At 40.0% G+C, this 18,843-nt stretch carries 22 protein-coding genes, 1 tRNA gene and 1 pseudogene; 20 read left to right on the plus strand and 4 right to left on the minus strand.

The genetic code is table 11. From position 1 onward, the window contains the following. The first annotated feature begins 128 nt into the window (after positions 1 to 128). The 3 genes from I2E70_RS01530 to I2E70_RS01540 all read left to right on the plus strand — a co-directional run bounded on the left by I2E70_RS01530 (position 129) and on the right by I2E70_RS01540 (position 3,738). Positions 129 to 800 (plus strand): ankyrin repeat domain-containing protein, encoded by a 672-nt coding sequence (locus tag I2E70_RS01530; protein WP_195423097.1) that lies wholly within the window; start codon positions 129 to 131, stop codon positions 798 to 800. 185 nt (positions 801 to 985) lie between these two features. Further along, positions 986 to 2,494 carry a glycerol kinase GlpK gene (gene glpK, locus I2E70_RS01535; RefSeq protein ID WP_195423100.1) on the plus strand — a complete coding sequence of 503 codons (1,509 nt, stop codon included), beginning with the start codon at positions 986 to 988 and terminating at the stop codon, positions 2,492 to 2,494. A 479-nt stretch (positions 2,495 to 2,973) separates the two neighbouring features. Continuing rightward, positions 2,974 to 3,738 (plus strand): (S)-acetoin forming diacetyl reductase, encoded by a 765-nt coding sequence (locus I2E70_RS01540; RefSeq protein ID WP_049485844.1) that lies wholly within the window; start codon positions 2,974 to 2,976, stop codon positions 3,736 to 3,738. A gap of 115 nt (positions 3,739 to 3,853) precedes the next feature. On the opposite strand, the gene I2E70_RS01545 is transcribed toward I2E70_RS01540, so the two are convergent. From I2E70_RS01545 to I2E70_RS01555, 3 genes are all read right to left on the minus strand, one after another. Continuing rightward, positions 3,854 to 4,096: a type B 50S ribosomal protein L31 gene (locus I2E70_RS01545; RefSeq protein WP_003016441.1), complete on the minus strand. Its 243-nt coding sequence runs from the start codon at positions 4,094 to 4,096 to the stop codon at positions 3,854 to 3,856. A gap of 161 nt (positions 4,097 to 4,257) precedes the next feature. Further along, on the minus strand, positions 4,258 to 4,842 hold the full coding sequence (locus I2E70_RS01550) for a lantibiotic ABC transporter permease (RefSeq protein WP_195423102.1): 585 nt from the start codon (positions 4,840 to 4,842) through the stop codon (positions 4,258 to 4,260). Between the two features lie 96 nt (positions 4,843 to 4,938). Continuing rightward, on the minus strand, positions 4,939 to 5,883 hold the full coding sequence (locus I2E70_RS01555) for a DHH family phosphoesterase (RefSeq protein ID WP_049506321.1): 945 nt from the start codon (positions 5,881 to 5,883) through the stop codon (positions 4,939 to 4,941). Positions 5,884 to 6,031: 148 nt separating this feature from the next. Between I2E70_RS01555 and I2E70_RS01560 the strand changes: the two genes are divergently transcribed. The 17 genes and pseudogenes from I2E70_RS01560 (at position 6,032) to I2E70_RS01640 (ending at position 16,920) form a co-directional block, all read left to right on the plus strand. Then, a complete protein-coding gene (locus I2E70_RS01560; protein WP_031575732.1) occupies positions 6,032 to 6,301 on the plus strand; it encodes a TIGR04197 family type VII secretion effector in 270 nt (89 codons plus the stop codon). A gap of 17 nt (positions 6,302 to 6,318) precedes the next feature. After that, positions 6,319 to 6,678, plus strand: coding sequence for a DUF3958 family protein (locus tag I2E70_RS01565; RefSeq protein WP_031575735.1), 360 nt, complete (start codon positions 6,319 to 6,321; stop codon positions 6,676 to 6,678). Further along, entirely contained in the window at positions 6,668 to 8,650 is a 1,983-nt protein-coding gene (locus tag I2E70_RS01570; RefSeq protein ID WP_195423104.1) for a DUF3114 domain-containing protein, read from the plus strand. Before I2E70_RS01565 ends, I2E70_RS01570 begins: the two co-directional genes overlap by 11 nt. Continuing rightward, positions 8,571 to 9,218, plus strand: coding sequence for a hypothetical protein (locus I2E70_RS01575; protein WP_013903472.1), 648 nt, complete (start codon positions 8,571 to 8,573; stop codon positions 9,216 to 9,218). Before I2E70_RS01570 ends, I2E70_RS01575 begins: the two co-directional genes overlap by 80 nt. A gap of 97 nt (positions 9,219 to 9,315) precedes the next feature. Continuing rightward, positions 9,316 to 10,017, plus strand: a complete 702-nt coding sequence (locus tag I2E70_RS01580) for a hypothetical protein (protein ID WP_229060238.1) — start codon at positions 9,316 to 9,318, stop codon at positions 10,015 to 10,017. A 162-nt stretch (positions 10,018 to 10,179) separates the two neighbouring features. Then, positions 10,180 to 10,623 (plus strand): flavodoxin, encoded by a 444-nt coding sequence (locus I2E70_RS01585; RefSeq protein ID WP_003007049.1) that lies wholly within the window; start codon positions 10,180 to 10,182, stop codon positions 10,621 to 10,623. A gap of 63 nt (positions 10,624 to 10,686) precedes the next feature. Next, positions 10,687 to 10,953 carry a chorismate mutase gene (locus I2E70_RS01590; protein WP_195423107.1) on the plus strand — a complete coding sequence of 89 codons (267 nt, stop codon included), beginning with the start codon at positions 10,687 to 10,689 and terminating at the stop codon, positions 10,951 to 10,953. Further along, on the plus strand, positions 10,950 to 11,324 hold the full coding sequence (crcB, locus tag I2E70_RS01595; RefSeq protein WP_195423110.1) for a fluoride efflux transporter CrcB: 375 nt from the start codon (positions 10,950 to 10,952) through the stop codon (positions 11,322 to 11,324). Before I2E70_RS01590 ends, crcB (I2E70_RS01595) begins: the two co-directional genes overlap by 4 nt. Then, a complete protein-coding gene (crcB, locus tag I2E70_RS01600) occupies positions 11,318 to 11,647 on the plus strand; it encodes a fluoride efflux transporter CrcB (RefSeq protein ID WP_195423112.1) in 330 nt (109 codons plus the stop codon). Before crcB (I2E70_RS01595) ends, crcB (I2E70_RS01600) begins: the two co-directional genes overlap by 7 nt. A gap of 118 nt (positions 11,648 to 11,765) precedes the next feature. After that, positions 11,766 to 12,113, plus strand: a complete 348-nt coding sequence (rplS, locus tag I2E70_RS01605) for a 50S ribosomal protein L19 (protein ID WP_195423114.1) — start codon at positions 11,766 to 11,768, stop codon at positions 12,111 to 12,113. Between the two features lie 43 nt (positions 12,114 to 12,156). Continuing rightward, positions 12,157 to 12,228: transfer RNA gene (locus I2E70_RS01610), tRNA-Arg, on the plus strand. Positions 12,229 to 12,474: 246 nt separating this feature from the next. Next, positions 12,475 to 12,897, plus strand: a complete 423-nt coding sequence (locus I2E70_RS01615) for a hypothetical protein (RefSeq protein WP_195423116.1) — start codon at positions 12,475 to 12,477, stop codon at positions 12,895 to 12,897. A 15-nt stretch (positions 12,898 to 12,912) separates the two neighbouring features. Beyond that, positions 12,913 to 13,341 (plus strand): annotated as a pseudogene (locus tag I2E70_RS01620) (hypothetical protein). Positions 13,342 to 13,442: 101 nt separating this feature from the next. Beyond that, the gene (locus I2E70_RS01625) at positions 13,443 to 14,102 is read left to right on the plus strand and encodes a DUF6572 domain-containing protein (RefSeq protein ID WP_037607856.1); all 660 of its coding nucleotides are present in this window, start codon (positions 13,443 to 13,445) and stop codon (positions 14,100 to 14,102) included. Positions 14,103 to 14,448: 346 nt separating this feature from the next. Further along, on the plus strand, positions 14,449 to 14,736 hold the full coding sequence (locus I2E70_RS01630) for a hypothetical protein (RefSeq protein WP_229060239.1): 288 nt from the start codon (positions 14,449 to 14,451) through the stop codon (positions 14,734 to 14,736). Between the two features lie 287 nt (positions 14,737 to 15,023). Further along, positions 15,024 to 15,992, plus strand: coding sequence for a DUF6287 domain-containing protein (locus I2E70_RS01635; RefSeq protein ID WP_195423120.1), 969 nt, complete (start codon positions 15,024 to 15,026; stop codon positions 15,990 to 15,992). Between the two features lie 115 nt (positions 15,993 to 16,107). After that, positions 16,108 to 16,920 carry a PrsW family glutamic-type intramembrane protease gene (locus tag I2E70_RS01640; RefSeq protein WP_195423121.1) on the plus strand — a complete coding sequence of 271 codons (813 nt, stop codon included), beginning with the start codon at positions 16,108 to 16,110 and terminating at the stop codon, positions 16,918 to 16,920. 457 nt (positions 16,921 to 17,377) lie between these two features. Here the strand turns inward: I2E70_RS01640 and mnmE are convergent, their stop codons facing one another. Continuing rightward, the gene (mnmE, locus tag I2E70_RS01645) at positions 17,378 to 18,751 is read right to left on the minus strand and encodes a tRNA uridine-5-carboxymethylaminomethyl(34) synthesis GTPase MnmE (RefSeq protein ID WP_195423123.1); all 1,374 of its coding nucleotides are present in this window, start codon (positions 18,749 to 18,751) and stop codon (positions 17,378 to 17,380) included. Positions 18,752 to 18,843: the final 92 nt, after the last annotated feature.

Genomic DNA, 18,843 nt, shown 5'->3' on the forward strand with positions numbered 1-18,843 from the left:
TCTTTACCCTTTAGGACTTCAATGTAGAGTCCATAAAATGGTATAATCAGTTTAACGAAGATGCTAGAGATAGGACCAAAGTATCAACACAGTGTCATTCTTATCTATAATGAGAGAGGGGGAAGACTATGCAAAAAACCTTTCAGTTGTTGCGAAGAGGAGATATAGAGGGAGTCCGTCAGATATTGGATAAAAAGCCTGAAGAAGTCAATGCTGTTTCGGGTGACAAACCCAAAAGAGATCAGGGACAGTCGCTCCTACAAGTCGCTATCAAATCGGGACATTTAGATATTGCAGACTTACTTATTGATAGAGGAGCAGATCTTAACTTTATTGAAGAGCCGACAGAGCTGAATCCATTTTGTCAACCAGTCCTCCAAACAGCGGGTGGACGAGCTGTATTTGACTGCCGGCGCATGATCAAACGCTGGAATGGTCAATATGAGATGTATTCGTCTAAGGAAAAGGCTGACCAGTCTTTCAAGGTTTTTGAGAAAATGTTGGAACTTGGGGCCGATATTTCTCAGAAAGACAGCCATGGTGGGACTTTGTTGCAAACTGTTTTAATTGAAACCAAGGAAGTTCTGCCATCTTATTATTGGAAAACAAAAGAAACAAGCGATAATGTCCTCATAACGGATGAATTGCGTCATGATTTAAATCGTATTTATGATCTATTAATTCGTTACGGTGTGACTGCGGACGAAATAGCGGTCTATCAGAAGATTCCTCTCAAAGAACTTTACCAAGACAGTCCGACCATGGAGTTCTTAAATCGGTTAGATCAGAGCAGATCTTGATAAGCATTTGAATACTAGTTTGAAGAGCCTCAGGGCTCTTTTCATTTGATCTGATAGAGTTAGAAGCAGAAGGAAAATTTAGACCGGATTTTCTTAAAAAAATGGATACAAATCCTAGATGAAATAGAGTATACTAGTTGATGAAAGAACAAGATTTTTAAGTACCTAATTCAGGAGGGCAGTTTATGTCTCAAGAAACTTTCATCATGGCGATTGACCAGGGAACCACTAGTTCGCGGGCCATCATTTTTAATAAAAAAGGCGAGCAAGTTAGCTCTAGTCAAAAGGAATTCACTCAGATTTTTCCGCAGGCTGGTTGGGTGGAGCACAATGCCAATGAGATTTGGAACTCGGTTCAGTCTGTGATCGCTGAGGTCTTTATCGAAAGTGGTATCAAGCCCAATCAAATAGAGGCGATCGGCATTACCAATCAGCGAGAAACGACAGTTGTTTGGGATAAGAACACGGGGCTTCCTATATACAATGCCATTGTCTGGCAATCTCGTCAAACTGCCCCACTAGCTGAAGAGCTCAAAAACAAAGGCTATGTAGAAGCCTTCCATCAAAAGACAGGGCTAGTTATCGATGCCTACTTTTCAGCGACTAAAGTTCGTTGGATCTTGGACCATGTTGATGGGGCGCAAGAGCGTGCGGAGAAGGGCGAATTGCTCTTCGGAACCATTGATACTTGGCTGGTCTGGAAGCTGACGGATGGAGCTGCCCACGTGACAGACTATTCCAATGCAGCGCGGACCATGCTTTACAATATCAAGGAACTGAAATGGGACGATGAAATCTTAGACATTCTCAACATTCCTAAAGCCATGCTTCCTGAGGTGCGGTCAAACTCTGAAATCTATGGCAAGACAGCGCCTTTCCATTTCTACGGTGGACAAGTGCCGATTGCAGGAATGGCGGGGGACCAGCAGGCTGCTCTCTTTGGTCAATTAGCCTTTGAACCTGGTATGGTCAAGAATACTTATGGAACTGGATCCTTCATCATTATGAATACGGGTGAGGAGATGCAGTTATCAGAAAATAACTTGCTGACGACGATTGGTTATGGGATTAATGGTAAGGTCTACTATGCCCTTGAAGGATCTATCTTTATCGCTGGAAGTGCCATTCAATGGCTCCGTGACGGTCTGCGTATGATCGATCATTCACCTGAATCCGAGGCCTATGCTCTGAAGTCTCAGAACCAGGATGAAATCTATGTGGTTCCTGCCTTTACGGGTCTTGGAGCACCATACTGGAATCAAGAGGCGCGTGGTTCTGTCTTCGGGCTTACCCGGGGAACAACCAAGGAAGACTTTATCAAAGCAACCCTTCAATCCGTTGCCTATCAAGTACGCGATATCATCGACACCATGCAGGTAGATGCCAAGACTCCTATCCCTGTCCTAAAAGTAGATGGAGGGGCAGCGAAAAATGATTATTTAATGCAGTTTCAGGCAGATATTCTTGGGATTGCGATTGCCCGCGCGAAAAATTTGGAAACAACGGCTTTAGGGGCAGCTTTCCTAGCAGGTCTGACAGTAAGCTATTGGAAGGACTTTGATGAATTAAAATCTCTTCATGGAGCAGCTCAAATCTTTGAACCAAAGATGGATGAAGCTCGCAAAGAGAAATTGTACAAGGGGTGGAAGAAAGCAGTCAAAGCCACTCAAGTATTTGCAGAGTCTGATGACTAAAGGGATCAATCAAATGAATAGTTTATGAGAGAGAGTGGGACAGAAATCGGTAATTCGTTAGAATTCGATTTCGTCGTCCTACCTCCGCACAGTTGAGTAGGGCTGTAAAAGCTGATGAAATCAGCGTAGTAGAGCCCACTCAACCACTGCGTCTTGCTCAACAATCCAGAAATAATTGAGAGGCTAGGACTTTTGTCCCAGCCTCATGTAGCTTTTACAGAATAGAACAATTATCTGTTTTGGTTAAAAGCCATACTCTATTTCACGTTCCAGTTCACTTATCACTAAATAAAAATATCATATAAATAAACTTTTTTTAAAAAATAACAGGCCAGAGTTTGACACTTTTTTCACAAAGGAGTATACTGTTAGCATAGTTTTGTCGGATATTTATAAAAGATCCCATCAAAACTAGTTGTCAACCCTTGCTGTTCTGATAGGAACGTTTGCTGGTATCATTGATACCAAGGAGGAATCATATGTCTAAAGTAGCTATTGTCACAGGTGCTGGTCAAGGAATCGGTTTTGCAATCGCAAAACGTTTGGTGCAAGATGGCTTCAAGGTTGGAGTATTGGACTACAATGCTGAAACAGCTGAAAAAGCAGTTGCTGAGTTGTCAGCAGATAATGCTTTTGCAGTCGTAGCTGATGTGTCTAAAAAAGAAGAAGTGGCTGCAGCTTTCCAAAAAGTTGTTGACCATTTTGGAGATTTGAATGTTGTCGTGAACAATGCAGGTGTTGCGCCAACTACACCACTTGAAACAATTACAGAAGAACAATTTACACGTACGTTTGCTATTAACGTTGGTGGTGTGATTTGGGGTGCACAAGCAGCTCAAGCTCAGTTCAAAGCACTCGGTCATGGTGGAAAGATCATCAATGCGACTTCACAAGCAGGGGTTGTCGGAAATCCAAACTTGACTATTTATGGTGGGACCAAGTTTGCTGTTCGTGGGATTACGCAAACCTTGGCGCGTGACTTGGCGGATTCAGGAATCACTGTCAATGCTTATGCACCAGGTATCGTGAAGACACCAATGATGTTTGACATTGCTCATGAAGTTGGGAAGAACGCAGGTAAAGACGACGAATGGGGTATGCAAACATTCGCTAAAGATATCACTTTGAAACGTCTTTCAGAACCAGAAGATGTAGCAGCTGCGGTCAGCTTCCTTGCTGGACCAGATTCAAACTACATCACAGGACAAACCATTATCGTGGATGGTGGGATGCAGTTCCATTAAGATGAAAAAAGAGGTTGGGATCAAACATCTTAACCTCTTCTTTTGTGCATTCACAATAGAGGAAACAGAGATCAAAAAAACCACTCCCGGAAGGGAAGTGGTTCTGTGTTGGTTCTTATTTGAGACCGTATTTTTTGTTGAAACGATCCACACGTCCATCTGCTTGAGTGAACTTTTGACGTCCAGTGTAGAATGGGTGTGAGTCTGATGAAATTTCAACACGGATCAATGGGTAAGTTTCACCTTCGAATTCAACTGTTTCGCTAGAGTACTTAGTTGAACCGCTGAGGAACTTGTAACCAGTAGTAGTGTCCATGAAGACAACAGGGCGATATTCTGGATGGATATCTTTTTTCATTTTGCAATATTTCCTTTCTGCCATGGTCTCTTTCCGAGCCATAGATTGTTACTAAGCTAGTGTACCAAATTTCCAGGATCTTGACAAGTATTTTCACTAATTTTATTTAAATTAATGATCAAAAAAATCACCCTGGCTAAGCCAAGGCGATGATGATCTTATTATTGTTCAGATTGATTTGGATCTTTTGGTGCTTCTACTGGTTGATCAGCTTGTCCTTTAGTGTGTTCGTGTGATTCTTTTTTGATTTCATCTACAGCAGTTTTAACTGTAGAAGTTGTCACGCGTCCAACTGATTGGGCAAATCCTTTACCAGATTCAGCAAGTTCTTCGAAGGTTCCTTTAGTGATTTTACCACCTGACATCGCCAAGAGACCAGTCACAACAATAGCGATGCTTGCAATCAAAGTAAGGATTAACCCAAAGCCGATTGAAAAGCCATAATCACCAATCCTTATAGTAACATCACCAAAATTAATAGTGCGATATAGTGTAAAGATAGTTGAGAATGCTCCTGCTACAATAACACCCATTGCGAAATCTTTAGACATTGGTGTGTTTACGTTGTTTAAGCAAGCAAGAATGATGGAGCCAATTGCAAGAAGGATAACAATCCAAGAATGTACTTCAAGACCACTAATACTACCTGATCCAACTATACCCATCGAATAAGTACCCCAAGGTAAGAATGATCCAAGAATCGCCGCTGCAGAAGAGATAACGATAAACAATCTATTTTTTTCCATAATAGGTCTCCTTAAAAATTGTATTAGCTTTATTTCACCATAAGAAAGATCAAATGAAAACCCCGTGACCAAGATAAAAAGGCTGAGAAATCGTTCTCAGCCTTCGTTCGTGCGAGCCACTTCTTGTAGCTCTTTGTAGATTTGGTCGTTTTCTTCGAGGGAGTAGGAGTTGGCTCCACTCGCTAGTGGATGGCCACCACCATTATGTCGTTTGGCAATTTCGTTGATCACTTTTCGTTTGCTACGCATCCGGACACGGAAGTGACCGTCGGCCTGCTCAACAAAGATAGCCCAAACAGATACGGTATCGATGCGTCCAGGAGCTCCGACAATTGCAGCAGTCTCTGAATCACGTAGATCGAATTTCTTCAAGAGCTCTTGTGTCAAGGTCACACGCGCAGCGCCATGTTCATCGATCTCAAGATGGTCATAGACATAGCCTTGAAGCTTAGCTGTCTTAAGGTTGATCGTATCCATCTGACGAGCAAGTGCTGTAAAATCGAAGGGAATACTTCGAAGAAAGGCAGCGATCTCAAAGGTTCGAGTCGAAGTAGCAGGATAAAGGAAGCGACCTGTATCGCCGACAATCCCAGCATAGAGAAGACGCGCAGCACTTACAGGAAGTTCAAGATCCAATTCCTTAGCAAAAAGTGCAATCAACTCACTGGTAGAGCTAGACTCAGTATCGACCCAGAGCAGATCCCCATAAGCATCGTCATTTGGATGGTGGTCGATCTTGATCAGGAAATCACCCTTTGTACAGCGCTTGTCATCGATGCGGGGAGTATTGGCCGTATCACAGACAATCACCAAAGCTCCAGCATAGTCCTCATCCTTGACTTCATCCATTTCAGCAAGCCAAGTCAAGGTCGGTTCATCATAGCCAGTTGCCAAAACCCGCTTTTGAGGGAAGTGCGCACGCAGGAGATCCCGCAAGCCCACCTGGCTACCAATCGCATCCGGATCCGGATTCTGATGACGGTGGATAATAATCGTGTCATAAGCTTGAATTTTTTCAAGAATTTCATTCATTACGTTCATACATTACCTCATTTTCTCTGTCAATTTTAACATAAGAAAGGCCCATCAAGCAAGCATTTATCACTAATTAGGAGCTGTGGAAGCGGTTTTACATAAGTTCAATATTTTGGTAGAATGGATGAATAGATTGAGTATGGGAGGGACTAGGATGATTGAAATTAAAAGTAATGCTGAGACAGCACAAGAGTTAGCGGCTTCTTTAAAAGATAGTGGGGATACACTTTCGGGAGTTGCAGCAGCTACAAAAGATGAGAAAACGATTCTTGCTGGAAATGATGCAGCTCATCAAGCCATTGATACTGCTAAAACCAAAGCAGAAGAAATTGAAGCAGCGATTGAGTCAATTGGGACCAATCTTCAAAGTGTTTCAACTGGATTTACAGAAGTGGATGAAGCGACTGCTGCGAGCATGCAATAGGTTGAAAGAGTAGGAAGATGGATTACGATCAACGACTGTCAGAATTAAGAAAAAAAGAAGACCAACTTTTCCAGAAAGAAAGAGCTATTATAAAAGAAACAAGAAAGTTGGAAGAGGATTTTAACCGCTTTGAAGCGTATAGCTATGATGCAAACCGTTTTTTATGGAATGCATTTGAATCTTATCCTTCCTCTAGAAATTTTTTTGACCACCTTCAGGAGGAAGCCCTTCATGAATCGCGAAAAATTTCAACTAGTTATTTGGAAGAAATAGATGAATTAGCTATCCAAAAAAGAACAATCGAAGATGATTTAAATGATATTTATCACGAACGAAAAAAACTAAACTTTGAAAAGGAGAGTGAAGATGGGAATTGAAGTTTATCGCGGTAGTTTGGATAGCCAAGCAAGTAGCACAGGTACTATGATTGAGCAACAATTGAAAGCCTATGAATCACTAGAAACATCATTAACTCAAATAGAAAATTCTGCCTCGCGCTTGTCTGGCCAAGCTTACGACTCTTTTAGAAGCTTTGTGACAAGTGTTGTCCAGCCATTGAAGGAGGCTGGGGTTGCTTTAGCAGAAGCTACACAAGAAAGTGTGAAGAAGCTTCCAGCATCCTATCGCTCGGAGGTGGCTGACGAGGACTTACAGGAAGAAAAGTTGGTTTCTGATATTGAACAGTGTGATCGGATGATTGCTATCTTTCATGCAGAGATCAATGAAATTGCTGCTAGTAAATCGACTAGTGCTGGAGATTTTCAACGGTTGCAGAGATTACAGAGGATTCAAGGATTAAACGTATTAGAAAGTATTTTTAAAGCTACTAAAAATAAACTACAAGAAAAATTAAATAAACTCAGAGCGTTTAATGCATCATCGCCAAGTATCTTCTGGGAAATTGATGTCTTAGCCCAAGCTATTCAAATAGCTGTCAATCAAATTAACGTAGCGTGGAATCCAAATACTGGAATGTATTCTATTCCAAAGGATTTATCCTGGTCTGATCTCGTAAATGAAACGATTAAGAATAAAGAGTTTGAAAATGAATATTTGCCAAAGAAACCAAAGGATGTAACAGCGTTCGAATATAACCAATTTCTTACGGGATTACGTGAACAATCAGTGAACCTTAAAGAAATAGATGGCTGGGATAAGGATGCCATCAAAGGTTATGTTAAAGGCGTTTCAAAAAGAACTGCTGATGCCAAGACAGGCAGTGAGTTAAATGCAAGGAGAGATGCTTTGTATGCAGAAACCAAGGAGATTGGATCAGATATCTATACAGAAATGTATGCTGCTAGTAAACTTGATTCAAAAGCGAAAATAGAACTTGTTCTTAAGCAATTAGGTGCAGAAACGGATGGTAATCAGTTTATGCATTTGACAAGCAAAACGCATAAGATTTCAGAGAATCTACCACCACATGGTGATTTCAACATGTATTTCAGACGTGATGTTGTAAAAGCATTCGGTGATAAACATCTTAATTCATTGAGCGGTGAAAAACTTACTGATAAAGAACGTAAAGAAGAACTTAAGAAAATTAGTCAAAAAGAAATAGCATTGCGACAGCAAGTTCATTTTTTCCGTTATTATCTGGATCGCCAAGCAATTTACTATATTCGCAATCATTACGAAGGCGCAAATGATTACGAAAAACTGTTAGCATATGGTAAAGAAAATAATATTGAATTTGATTACACAACCGGCTCTAACTACCATAACCGCTTTAATCCAAAAGATGGCTTCAAACGTCCCTATAATATGAAAGTTCAAGTCCCTCAGGGCAATTCAGCTAAAGGAAAAGATTTGAACAATGCCCGGATGGTGGAATTTATTGTGAATTTGGATACCGGCGAGTTTGACAGTCAATGGGATGCCTATGATAATCACAAGCTAGCAAATGGTCGCTATGATTCTAATCCAAATAATTATTTTAAAGATGAATTAAGGGAAATTGCTAACACGGAATCATTTAATTACGGCCCTTCAAAAGGTAATAATACGGATGTTTCGGGAATTTATCAAGGAAAACATGGAATGCTTGATGTGGATGGTACTCCTGAGCCAGCTACTCGAACTGAAGCAAAAAGACTATTTCGCTATGAAAATGATTTGGGTAAAACAGATGAAAAAACTGCTCATGTAGGTCAATTTGCGGATATTGTAAAAGGAGGAGGACATGAAGACTATGAAGCATGGCAACGTAATACAAAAGGAATGTCAGAAAAAGAAAAAATGGAAGAGTATAATAAATATAAAAGTTATGCTAGTGGCATTAAGCCTAGCGATCGCGGGTATAATAAGTATACTCGTAGCCCTGAGTACATCAAAGAGCATAAGTGATACTCATTCAATATTAATAAATAAACGTTATATTGAGACTCAAAGTATTTCAGATAATGATAAAAAATTATCAATCAGTGCAGGTTTTGATTTAAAAGAAAAAGATTTTTTTTATTACCATGGAGCTGCAATAAAAAATAATAAATTGTATGGTGGTAGTCAGGAATATAGTGCTGCGGAGTATTATAAAAGAGCTTTGGATATTGAGCTCACTTCAGCACTTTTAAATCACCAAATTAATATTAAAGATATAAAAGATTCCAACTATCAAATCACTCGTTCAACTGATTCATTCATCAATAAAAAATTATTAGAAGAAAAACATCCGCCTGAATTTGAAGGTAGATATTCTATCAAGGATAGTCAGTTTTCCAAAGTCCGTATCACCTACAACAAAGAATTTCTACCAACAAAAATTGAGTGGTACTATAAGGGTGAAGAAGGACTAAAATGGTACACTTGGCGCACCTATTCGTATCCCTTCAAAAATAAGTCTGATTTTGATAAAAAGCTGGATGAAGAAATCGAAAATATTAAAGAAATTCAAGAGGAAAATGAGGGAGATTAACCTAGTTTTGAGATAAAGCTGAGCTTACATATGTCTCAGCTTTTTGAATAGTTTAACACTTCACTTTGGATGTATATTTTGCTAGAATGTGATAGATATGATGAAAAAAATTAAAAAGAGACGATTTAGCCTAAAATCCATTTTATTGCTGACTCTTCTATTGCTTACTATAGCTAGTATTTTTATAGTTGTCCAAAGAGGTAAGACTCAAGAAGATTCAAAATCGATATTAGAGTATCAAAGGTTTATTGTAGTTGATGATTCAACAAACAAAGATCAATATAATCATAACTTTGAGATTGGAATTGATCTGAAAAATAAGAATTATTATAATTCTACTCAAGTAGCGGTTAAAAATGGGAAAAAATTTGGAGAATATGAGTCCGTTTCTTCGTCTGATAGTTATAATGGTATTCTCTATGAGGAAGTTACCTCCGCAATTCTGAATTTAAAGGTTCCAAAAGAAGAGATCGAGAAGTCAAACTTTATCATTGAACGAGATCCGAAATCTCTAATCACTAAGTCACTAATGAAAGAAAAAATAACACCTGAATTTGAGTCTAGAGTTTTAGATAAAGCTGACCAATTTTCCAAAGTGCGGATCACCTATAATCGAGATTATTTACCGATCAAACTTGAATGGTATTTTAAAGGGAAAGATGGGTTGAAGTGGTACACCTGGAGCCGTTTTTCATATCCATATAAGACTGAATCTGAATTTAATAAAAAACTAGATGAAGAAATCCAGCGTATTAAAGATATTAAAGAGGAGTACGAGTTGGAGAAGAAAAACGGATAATAATTGAACGATTAAAGCAATTCAAGAAGAAAACGAGGGTGATTAGGTTGAATCGGTCCAAATTCTTGAAACGTGTCCCTTCTTTCACCTTATCGGGAAAGGTTTCGTGCAAAATGCTTGAAAAAGTGGTATAATACGGGAAATAGATTTTGGGAGGAAATTATGACTGTAGCGAAGATTGTTTTTGCTAGTATGACCGGAAATACTGAAGAAATTGCTGATATCGTAGCGGACAAATTCCGTGATCTTGGTGTCGAAGTAGATGTGGATGAGTGTACAACTGTGGATGCGGAGGACTTCCTTGATGCGGATATCGCAGTGGTAGCGACTTATACATACGGTGATGGAGAACTTCCAGATGAGATCCAAGATTTCTACGAAGATTTGGCTGGCCTTGATCTCAAAGGCAAACTTTACGGTGTGGTAGGATCAGGTGATACCTTCTACGATGAATTCTGTAAAGCAGTTGATGATTTCGACCGTTGCTTCGCTGCGACTGGTGCTGAAAAAGGTTCTGAGTGTGTCAAAGTTGATTTGTCTGCAGAAGACGAAGACATTGAAAAATTAGAAGCCTTTGCAGAAGAACTCGTAGCAAAAGCAAATTAATGACAAAGAGGCTGGATCGATGGATTTCAGGCTCGATTTATATCCAAAATAAAGAGGAGACACATGGATTTAGATATTATTAGACAAGAAATTGATCAAATTGATGACCAAATCGTAAGACTTTTAGAAGAAAGAATGCATCTAGTTGAGGGTGTAGTTGCTTATAAAAAGTCTACAGGAAAACTAATCTTGGATACCAAAAGAGAAGAAGTTATCTTTGAAAAAGTCAGAAATCGCGTCATCGATAAAAAATACGAAGAAACAATTGTTGAGACTTTTTCAGATATTCTCAAACGTTCGCGTGATTATCAGGATAAAACTATCAAATGAAAAAAGAACAATTCTATTCACTAGGAATCTTTCTAGCTGCCATGTTAGGAGGATTAGTTCGTTATCAGGTATCTAGATGGTTGCCGGCAAGCCCAGATTTTCCTTGGGGGACGCTTCTTGTCAATTATCTAGGGATTTTCTGCTTGGTTTATCTTGTAAAAGGTTATCTGGTTTATAAAGGGAGTAGTAAAGGCGTCGTTCTAGCGCTTGGAACTGGGTTCTGTGGTGGATTAACGACATTTTCTAGTTTTATACTAGACGCCGTGAAAATGCTGGACACAGGACGATATATTAGCTTGCTTGTGTACCTAATTTTAAGTGTCGGCGGGGGACTTTTATTGGCCTATTGTCTAGGGAGGAAGAAATGGTAGTATTTTATCTAGCACTTGCTTGTGGACTAGGTGCTCTTATGCGTTATTTCTTTTCACGTTATAATCAAGGTTCAGTACTGCCTCTAGGAACTCTCATAGCTAATATTTTGGGCTGTTTTCTGATTGGTTTATTCTACAATCATGTGGAATCAAAAGAAGTCTATCTTATCCTTGCTACAGGTTTTTGTGGCGGTTTGACCACGTTTTCAACCTTGAATGATGAACTCCAAAGACTACTTAGTAACAAGAAGGCATTTTATAGCTATTTATTATTAACCTACTTGCTTGGTTTTTTGGCGATTTTTTTGGGAATTTTGCTTTAAATTTCTTTACATTTTCTAGGAAATTTGGTAAACTGTATCTTGTGTGTAATGGACGCACAAAAATACAGTTTATCCGCTGAGGAAGTTTCCTCAAGATTGACAAAGATAGGAGAATAAAATGAATCCATTAATCCAAAGCTTGACTGAAGGTCAACTTCGTACAGATATCCCTTCATTCCGTCCTGGTGACACTGTTCGTGTACACGCGAAAGTTGTCGAAGGAAACCGTGAACGTATCCAGATTTTTGAAGGTGTTGTTATTGCACGTAAAGGTGCTGGCATCTCAGAAAACTACACAGTTCGTAAAATCTCTAACGGTGTAGGTGTTGAACGTACATTCCCAGTACACACTCCACGTGTAGAAAAGATTGAAGTTGTACGTTACGGTAAAGTACGTCGTGCGAAATTGTACTACCTTCGTGCATTGCAAGGTAAAGCAGCTCGTATTAAAGAAATCCGTCGTTAAGACGAACAAGGAGGCGGGAGTGATCTCGCTTCTTTTTTTATAGGTCCCCTTAGTTCAATGGATATAACAACTCCCTCCTAAGGAGTAGTTGCTGGTTCGATTCCGGCAGGGGACAATATAGATAAGTAAAACACTGATTCGCCAGTGTTTTTTCTTTTGCCAAATGTTGACAAAAGTCATAAGATATCTATGGTGTGGTATAATAGGGGAAAGTATAAGTACTAATTTGATTGGGATTTCTCTCCTTATAATGAGATCGGATTAATGTGTAAAAGATGGCATCGCCTATTGAGGAAGAGAAAAAGAAGCCTGATTTTATGATATTCTGGTTGAGAGAATAACTTGCACTAGGAGAATACAAATGAAACCAACAAAACTAGAATGGGAAGATGTTACCAAGTTTGAAGAGGTAAAAGGATACGGTCAGCATATATGGAGAGATGTGGACAAGTATTATTTGGTTTTAGATGAAGGAACCATAGTTTCTTGGTTAGTTGTCTATGAATTACCAAATGAGCTGTTTGCCTTATTAGATAGTGGGGAAAGAACGCTAAGCGAAGTATCTTGGAAGATTAAACACGATTCTTGGCCACCGACGGAAGAAGAAAAGAAGGCTAGTGAGAAACAATTTGTATTAAAAGGCTTAACTCCTTTAATAGCTAATCCTAAGAGTTGGGAATTATTTACTCAGGAAGAGCTTGAGACATTAATTCCACTTGCTGAACAAAAATGGATTGACTGGAGAGGCAAACTTCCAGACGATTATGTATCACCATTGAAATAGACAAAAAGAAATAGTATGACAACAGAAATTCAACAATACAAAAATTGTACGGTATTAAAAAACAATAATGATTATCAAATTCTGTGGAGTAGAGGGAAAGAAGTGCTTAATTTTCCCATTAGCCAGGAATTAGCAGAAAGTGTTTCAAAATCAGAAAAAGATTCTTTAGAAGTAATGTTTTATTGTGAACATCATCGTTGGCCAAAGAAAGATGAGTTAGAAGATTATAATCAATCGGATACGATTGTACTTAGAGGCAATGGATTTATTGTATATGAGACAGGCGGCTACTACGAAATTAGCTTCTTTAAATAAATTGGCGGAGCTGTAGGCCCAGAAGTATGCTATCCTATTACTAAGGAGCTAATGGATAAAGCATTTCAATCTTCTAGGGACGCATATGAAGTGATGATTTATGCAGAAACAGGGAACTGGCCTATATAAAATAGTGATAAATAAAAGATTCAAAAAACTTCATATAAAGTTTCAATAGTTGGCTTCTCTTTTTAGCTAATAGATAATTATCAAATAGTAAAGGTGATAAAATGGAAACTATTTATTTAAGTCAAAAAGACATGTTGGAAATCTATCAAGACGGTGACAAGTATTTTTTACGTTATCCAACTTTTAATATTACCTGCCCAGAAGTGGTTAGAGAAATCCCCAAAGAAGCTGCAGACAGTTACATGTCGGGAGAACATACTGGTAAAGAGTTGATGAATTATGCACAATATGGTTTTTGGAAATCTAAAAAGCAATATACACAAGATGAATCCGATAAGCTCTTCATCGAAGATCATCCTTCCTTTATTTTGAAAAATCCTGAAAATAGTCGTTGTCTTTTCACAGCAGAGGAATTTAGACAAATTGTCACCAAAGCCATTGTTTCAGAACTGGAACCTAGCGAACTTGACGCTATTGGTATAGTTGATAATCATTTAGAGCTTCTTCTGGTGGATCCAGTTGGCTGGGAGGAAGAGATAGAAGCAGTCCATCTGGAAATTCTGCAGGAAAAAATTAACAATTACATTTACTTCCTCGAAAGCAAGCAATATGTGGAGAGATATGGCGATAAGTTTGATAAGAAAATCGTCCATATCACCTTCCAATATTCTCCATCAGATAACGGCTTAGCCTTCCTCGCAGCGGTTCAGAAGGTATTGCAACCGACGGATATGAGCTTGAAGGTAGAATTGCCGGAGTAAAGAACAACTAAGAAGAATAAAATTAATCAATTTATGAGGTATTAAAAGTATTAAAGCGAAGGTCAGTCAAAAAATGAGATAGTTAAAAAGTAGACCAAAATTTTCTAAAAGCCTATTAGAATAGGCTTTCTAAGCATATTTTATATTTCGGCAGGGGACAGAGATAGAAAAGAAAACACTGACAGTTGAACTGCAGCCCAAAAGTTAGATTTTTTCTGTCTAACTTTTGCGGAGTAGTTCACTTATGACCGAGTGTTGATGTTTTAGAGCTGTGTTGTTTCGAATGGTGCCAAAACTTATTTTTTGTATGATATAACAGAATATTTTAAAAATGAAGGGGTTTTCTATGGAAAGTGATGTGTTTTTTGATTATTATTTAAAATCACTTAGGTTTCATTTGGGTGATAGGTGTAAGGATATTGGATTTATAGAGTTTTTCAAAGATGAAAATAATTGTTTTATTACTATAGAGGATTATGTTTTGGAATCTTTTGTAATATTGTCAAATATTTTGAGTCAGGAGAGGATTGTGTTTTCTTGTGGAATTATTTATAGTAAGGGGGTAGTTACTGGAGTAGAAGTATGTATGAATGTATTAGAGTTAGAAAGATTAAATAATTTGTACAAGATATAGTTTTGAAGCATATTAAAAAAATAAGGGAAACTGTCTATGTAGGATGTGTGGAGTTGATAGTATCAATGTTTCCTTGTTTTAGAGCTGTGTTCTTTCGAATGATTCCAAAACAAGAAAAACAAAAAATGATGGTCTAGGAGCTCGATACATTGAGCTTCTTTTTCTTTAGAAATTCAAATCATAATTTTACAGACTTTTATGTCATTAATTTATTCTCCCCCTCCTCTTTTTCTTTGACTCTCCTTTCTTATTTTTCTAAAATAGTAGGTGTGTGAAGGGAGATTGATATGAAAAAGGGTTTTGTGATTGTGCTTTCTGCTTTGGTCTTGGCTTCCTGCGGTCGTCCTCATAGGACGGTGTCGCCTAAGAGTTCGGATACCAAGCAGACCAGCACTTCGGAAAAGAAACAGTCTGGTATGGATTTGAAAGCCATCAAGGCTAAGGACTACTCGAGTATCAAGGGGACTTGGATCGATGGGCGTGGCAATGAGCTGGTCTTTGATGACAAGGGCTTGGTCAGCGAGGATGTTGAGCTTAATGCATCGAGCTTTAAGCAGAAGGACCAGATCGCTGAGATGACGGTTAGTGCCAAGTCGGGTGTTGGAGGCTACGGTCTCTTGCTCCTGCCAAAGGGTCAGAAAGCTGGCAAAGACGATGCTTCGGATAAGTCCAAGGATCGGATCTGGGCTGGTCAGTCACCGGCTTATGGCGATGATGACAATTTCTACTATCGCAAGAAAGAGCAACCGAAAGATCGGGAGCAAGTAGATACAGACGATAGTAGTAGTACGTCTAAGACGAGTAAGGCCAAAAAGTGGAATACTCGATCGGATAGCGAGGTTAAATCTTCGAAGAAGGCGGATCAGAATGATTATCCAGGCTACACCGATGCTCAGGTCGAAGCTGCGCGTGTCTGGGCTTATGTGATTAAGAACGTTCCTTCAGAGTTAAATATTTCAAATAGTGCAGCTGGAACAAAGATTTATAATGGTGGCTTGGGTGTCGATTATCCAAAAGATGTGCGTCATCTGTTTGGTTCTTATTCAGCTGAAGGAAATATCACTTACGCATCCAACGGTGATGGGACGGTGACGATCTATCCTGTTCCGAGTCATTGGCAACAGTCTGCGGATGAGCTTAATAGTGAAGAGTTTATGACGCAATTTACCCAAGGGATCTTGGATCACGCTGAAACGGTGACTTTGCCAGACGGGGATCCAGACATGATTCGCCAGATCTTAGCTGTATTGAAGTAAGAACTGGATTTGAGAGCTCAGTTTATTGTTTTTTTAAGCTGATCCTGTTACAATAATATTACTCGGAAAAGACTGGTCTTCCAGCCTTTTTCATTTCACTTTAGAAAGGTCTTTTATGAAACGCAAATCGATTTTGTTTCTCTATATACTCTTGCTAGCGATTGGGCTGGCTTATGAGACCCAGTCACTGACAGAAGGCTGGATGTCTGGTAGCCAGTACGGGATTGTGGGACTTTCAACCTTGATCCTTTTGGTCTATGCAATTCCTGCTGTCTGGGCTCTCTTTCATTTCGCTAAGAAGTGGAAGTTATCTTGGGTACCGGTTCTCTTTTCTTTATTAGGTGGGGGCTTTGTTGCCGGTTGGTTGTCTAGCTTTGCCAATACCTATTTCCATGACATGATTCAAGCGATCGCTCCAAATAGCGACTTTTGGAACCAGTACGAGAGTGCCATCGCTGCGCCACTCTTTGAGGAACCCTTTAAGTTGATTCCTATCTTCTTTGTCCTCTATTTGTTCAGTGTCCGTCGCCTCAAGTCGATCTTCCTCTTGGCTATTGCCTCTGGTCTTGGCTTCCAGATCGTAGAGGACTTTGCCTATATCCGTCAGGACCTACCGGAAGGTTTCTCTTACACGGTGTCAGGGATTCTCGGTCGTGTGGCTAATGCGCCCATGTCTCACTGGGTCTACACAGGTCTTGTTATGCTAGGGCTCTTCCTAATTTTCCAAGCAAGCAGAGGACGCAAGGATCTAGCTCTAGCAGGCTGGGGATATTTAGTAGCTGGGTTTGGACTCCATTTTGTTGGCAATTCACCTTTCTCACAAATCGTGACCGAGTTGCCTATTGCGATTCCAGTCTTGAATGCTACTGGGCTCTTCCTAATCTACCAAGCTTATCAAACCGTCGAGCGATTAGAACAAGGAAAATAAACCAAAAAAAGATGCGTATGTTTGCACACATACGTATTTTTCTTATTTTGGATACATTGTTTTTCTACTTTTGTATAAACTGGGTGATACGATAGCTGTAAACTAAATTCTATTTTGGAAGATATATTTGAGACTTTCTGCCGTGAGAAAAGTGCTTGAAACATTGTTGTTTCAAGTACTCGGGAGTTTTGAAAGTAAAACAGTTTGGGGAACTGTTTTAGCCTGAGCTTAAAAATTGAAAAGCGAGGTGTTTCAAAACTAACTGAACACGGGCTGCGGATTATGTCAAAAAGATAAGTTCTCCTAGAATCGAAAGATTCTGCGTCAAACTTTCTATTTTGACTTTATCCGCGAACGCCCTTTGTATCTTAATTTAGTCATGGAACTTCTTCGAAGTTCGCTGACGTCCGTACTCACCTAAGGAAAGTCTCTAAGAGTATATGATCTTAAAATAGATTTATTTACCAAGACAGAACTGGCTGAAGAGTTGGGTAATGAGCTCATCAGGTGCAGCGTCCCCTGTGATTTCTCCGAGGATTTCCCAGGTGCGGGTGAGGTCGACTTGAAGCAGGTCAACCGGCATACCTAGAGCCAAGCCTTCGTTGACAGCTTGCAGGGCTTCAACAGCTTTCTCGATCAGAGAGATGTGACGGGCATTTGAGAGATAAGTCGCATCTTGCTCGACCAGACCTGCATTTTTAAAGAAGAGGGCGTTGATCCGGTCTTCAATTTGATCGATGTTTTGGTTTTTCAGAACGGAAATCTTGATATGATCTTCCGGCAGTTGGTCGATTTCGATCTTCTCTGGTAGGTCGACCTTATTGAGGAGAATGATGCGGTTGCTATCTTGAGAGATTTCAAGGAGCTGGCGATCTTGATCAGTCAGGGGTTCGCTGGCATTGAGGACGAGGAGGACCAGATCAGCTTCCTTGAGGGCTTTTTTCGAACGTTCGACACCAATTTGCTCGACGATGTCTTCGGTTTCCCGGATCCCGGCTGTATCGACTAGTTTGAGGGGAACCCCGTTGATGTTGACGTATTCCTCGATAACGTCCCGAGTGGTTCCTTCGATATCGGTCACGATGGCTTTTTCTTCGCGAAGAAGATTATTGAGGAGGCTAGACTTGCCGACGTTTGGACGACCGATGATAGCAGTAGAAATCCCTTCACGCAAGATCTTACCGCGACGGGCAGTCTTGAGGAGGTTGGTCAAGAGGGCTTCAAATTCACTGGTCTTTTCGCGGATGATCTCAGTGGTTGCTTCTTCGACATCATCGTACTCAGGATAGTCGATATTGACTTCGACCTGGGCCAGGGTATTGAGGATCTCTTGGCGCGTGTTGTTGATGAGGTCAGACAGAGAGCCGTCCAACTGTTTAACGGCGATGTTCATAGCCTTGTCGGTCTTGGCGCGAATGATGTCCATGACGGCTTCTGCCTGGGTTAAATCGACCCGACCGTTCAGAAAGGCCCGCTTGGTAAATTCACCAGGTTCAGCCAAACGAGCTCCTTCACGGATGACCAGCTGCAGGATTTCATTGGTCACAGCAATCCCGCCGTGGGTATTGATCTCGATGATGTCTTCACGGGTGAAGGTCTTCGGCGAGCGCATGGCTCCAACCATGACTTCGTCGAGGATCTCGTCCTTATCTGGATCTACGATATGACCGTAGTTGAGGGTGTGGCTAGCGACCTTGCTTAAATCTTTCCCTTTGAAGATCTTTTGCGCAATGGCAAAGCTGTCTGTTCCGCTCAAGCGGACGATCCCGATTGCCCCCTCACCGAGAGGAGTCGAGATGGCAGCGATGGTATCAAATTCTTTAGTAATCATGTCATTTCTCTTTTCCTGTAGATTCATCTCTATTCTATCGTAAAGTCAGCAGACGGGCAAGGTTTTGCTTTTAGAACTAAAACTGGAAAGGT

Source organism: Streptococcus parasanguinis, from assembly GCF_015556095.1.
Taxonomy (GTDB): domain Bacteria; phylum Bacillota; class Bacilli; order Lactobacillales; family Streptococcaceae; genus Streptococcus; species Streptococcus parasanguinis_Q.

What these genes read in the sequence shown, in the direction of transcription:
- I2E70_RS01530 (WP_195423097.1), top strand. Translation starts at nt 129, where the DNA reads ATGCAAAAAACCTTTCAGTTGTTGCGAAGAGGAGATATAGAGGGAGTC.
- glpK (WP_195423100.1), top strand. Translation starts at nt 986, where the DNA reads ATGTCTCAAGAAACTTTCATCATGGCGATTGACCAGGGAACCACTAGT.
- I2E70_RS01540 (WP_049485844.1), top strand. Translation starts at nt 2,974, where the DNA reads ATGTCTAAAGTAGCTATTGTCACAGGTGCTGGTCAAGGAATCGGTTTT.
- I2E70_RS01545 (WP_003016441.1), bottom strand. Translation starts at nt 4,096, where the DNA reads ATGAAAAAAGATATCCATCCAGAATATCGCCCTGTTGTCTTCATGGAC.
- I2E70_RS01550 (WP_195423102.1), bottom strand. Translation starts at nt 4,842, where the DNA reads ATGGAAAAAAATAGATTGTTTATCGTTATCTCTTCTGCAGCGGCGATT.
- I2E70_RS01555 (WP_049506321.1), bottom strand. Translation starts at nt 5,883, where the DNA reads ATGAACGTAATGAATGAAATTCTTGAAAAAATTCAAGCTTATGACACG.
- I2E70_RS01560 (WP_031575732.1), top strand. Translation starts at nt 6,032, where the DNA reads ATGATTGAAATTAAAAGTAATGCTGAGACAGCACAAGAGTTAGCGGCT.
- I2E70_RS01565 (WP_031575735.1), top strand. Translation starts at nt 6,319, where the DNA reads ATGGATTACGATCAACGACTGTCAGAATTAAGAAAAAAAGAAGACCAA.
- I2E70_RS01570 (WP_195423104.1), top strand. Translation starts at nt 6,668, where the DNA reads ATGGGAATTGAAGTTTATCGCGGTAGTTTGGATAGCCAAGCAAGTAGC.
- I2E70_RS01575 (WP_013903472.1), top strand. Translation starts at nt 8,571, where the DNA reads ATGCTAGTGGCATTAAGCCTAGCGATCGCGGGTATAATAAGTATACTC.
- I2E70_RS01580 (WP_229060238.1), top strand. Translation starts at nt 9,316, where the DNA reads ATGATGAAAAAAATTAAAAAGAGACGATTTAGCCTAAAATCCATTTTA.
- I2E70_RS01585 (WP_003007049.1), top strand. Translation starts at nt 10,180, where the DNA reads ATGACTGTAGCGAAGATTGTTTTTGCTAGTATGACCGGAAATACTGAA.
- I2E70_RS01590 (WP_195423107.1), top strand. Translation starts at nt 10,687, where the DNA reads ATGGATTTAGATATTATTAGACAAGAAATTGATCAAATTGATGACCAA.
- crcB (WP_195423110.1), top strand. Translation starts at nt 10,950, where the DNA reads ATGAAAAAAGAACAATTCTATTCACTAGGAATCTTTCTAGCTGCCATG.
- crcB (WP_195423112.1), top strand. Translation starts at nt 11,318, where the DNA reads ATGGTAGTATTTTATCTAGCACTTGCTTGTGGACTAGGTGCTCTTATG.
- rplS (WP_195423114.1), top strand. Translation starts at nt 11,766, where the DNA reads ATGAATCCATTAATCCAAAGCTTGACTGAAGGTCAACTTCGTACAGAT.
- I2E70_RS01615 (WP_195423116.1), top strand. Translation starts at nt 12,475, where the DNA reads ATGAAACCAACAAAACTAGAATGGGAAGATGTTACCAAGTTTGAAGAG.
- I2E70_RS01625 (WP_037607856.1), top strand. Translation starts at nt 13,443, where the DNA reads ATGGAAACTATTTATTTAAGTCAAAAAGACATGTTGGAAATCTATCAA.
- I2E70_RS01630 (WP_229060239.1), top strand. Translation starts at nt 14,449, where the DNA reads ATGGAAAGTGATGTGTTTTTTGATTATTATTTAAAATCACTTAGGTTT.
- I2E70_RS01635 (WP_195423120.1), top strand. Translation starts at nt 15,024, where the DNA reads ATGAAAAAGGGTTTTGTGATTGTGCTTTCTGCTTTGGTCTTGGCTTCC.
- I2E70_RS01640 (WP_195423121.1), top strand. Translation starts at nt 16,108, where the DNA reads ATGAAACGCAAATCGATTTTGTTTCTCTATATACTCTTGCTAGCGATT.
- mnmE (WP_195423123.1), bottom strand. Translation starts at nt 18,751, where the DNA reads ATGATTACTAAAGAATTTGATACCATCGCTGCCATCTCGACTCCTCTC.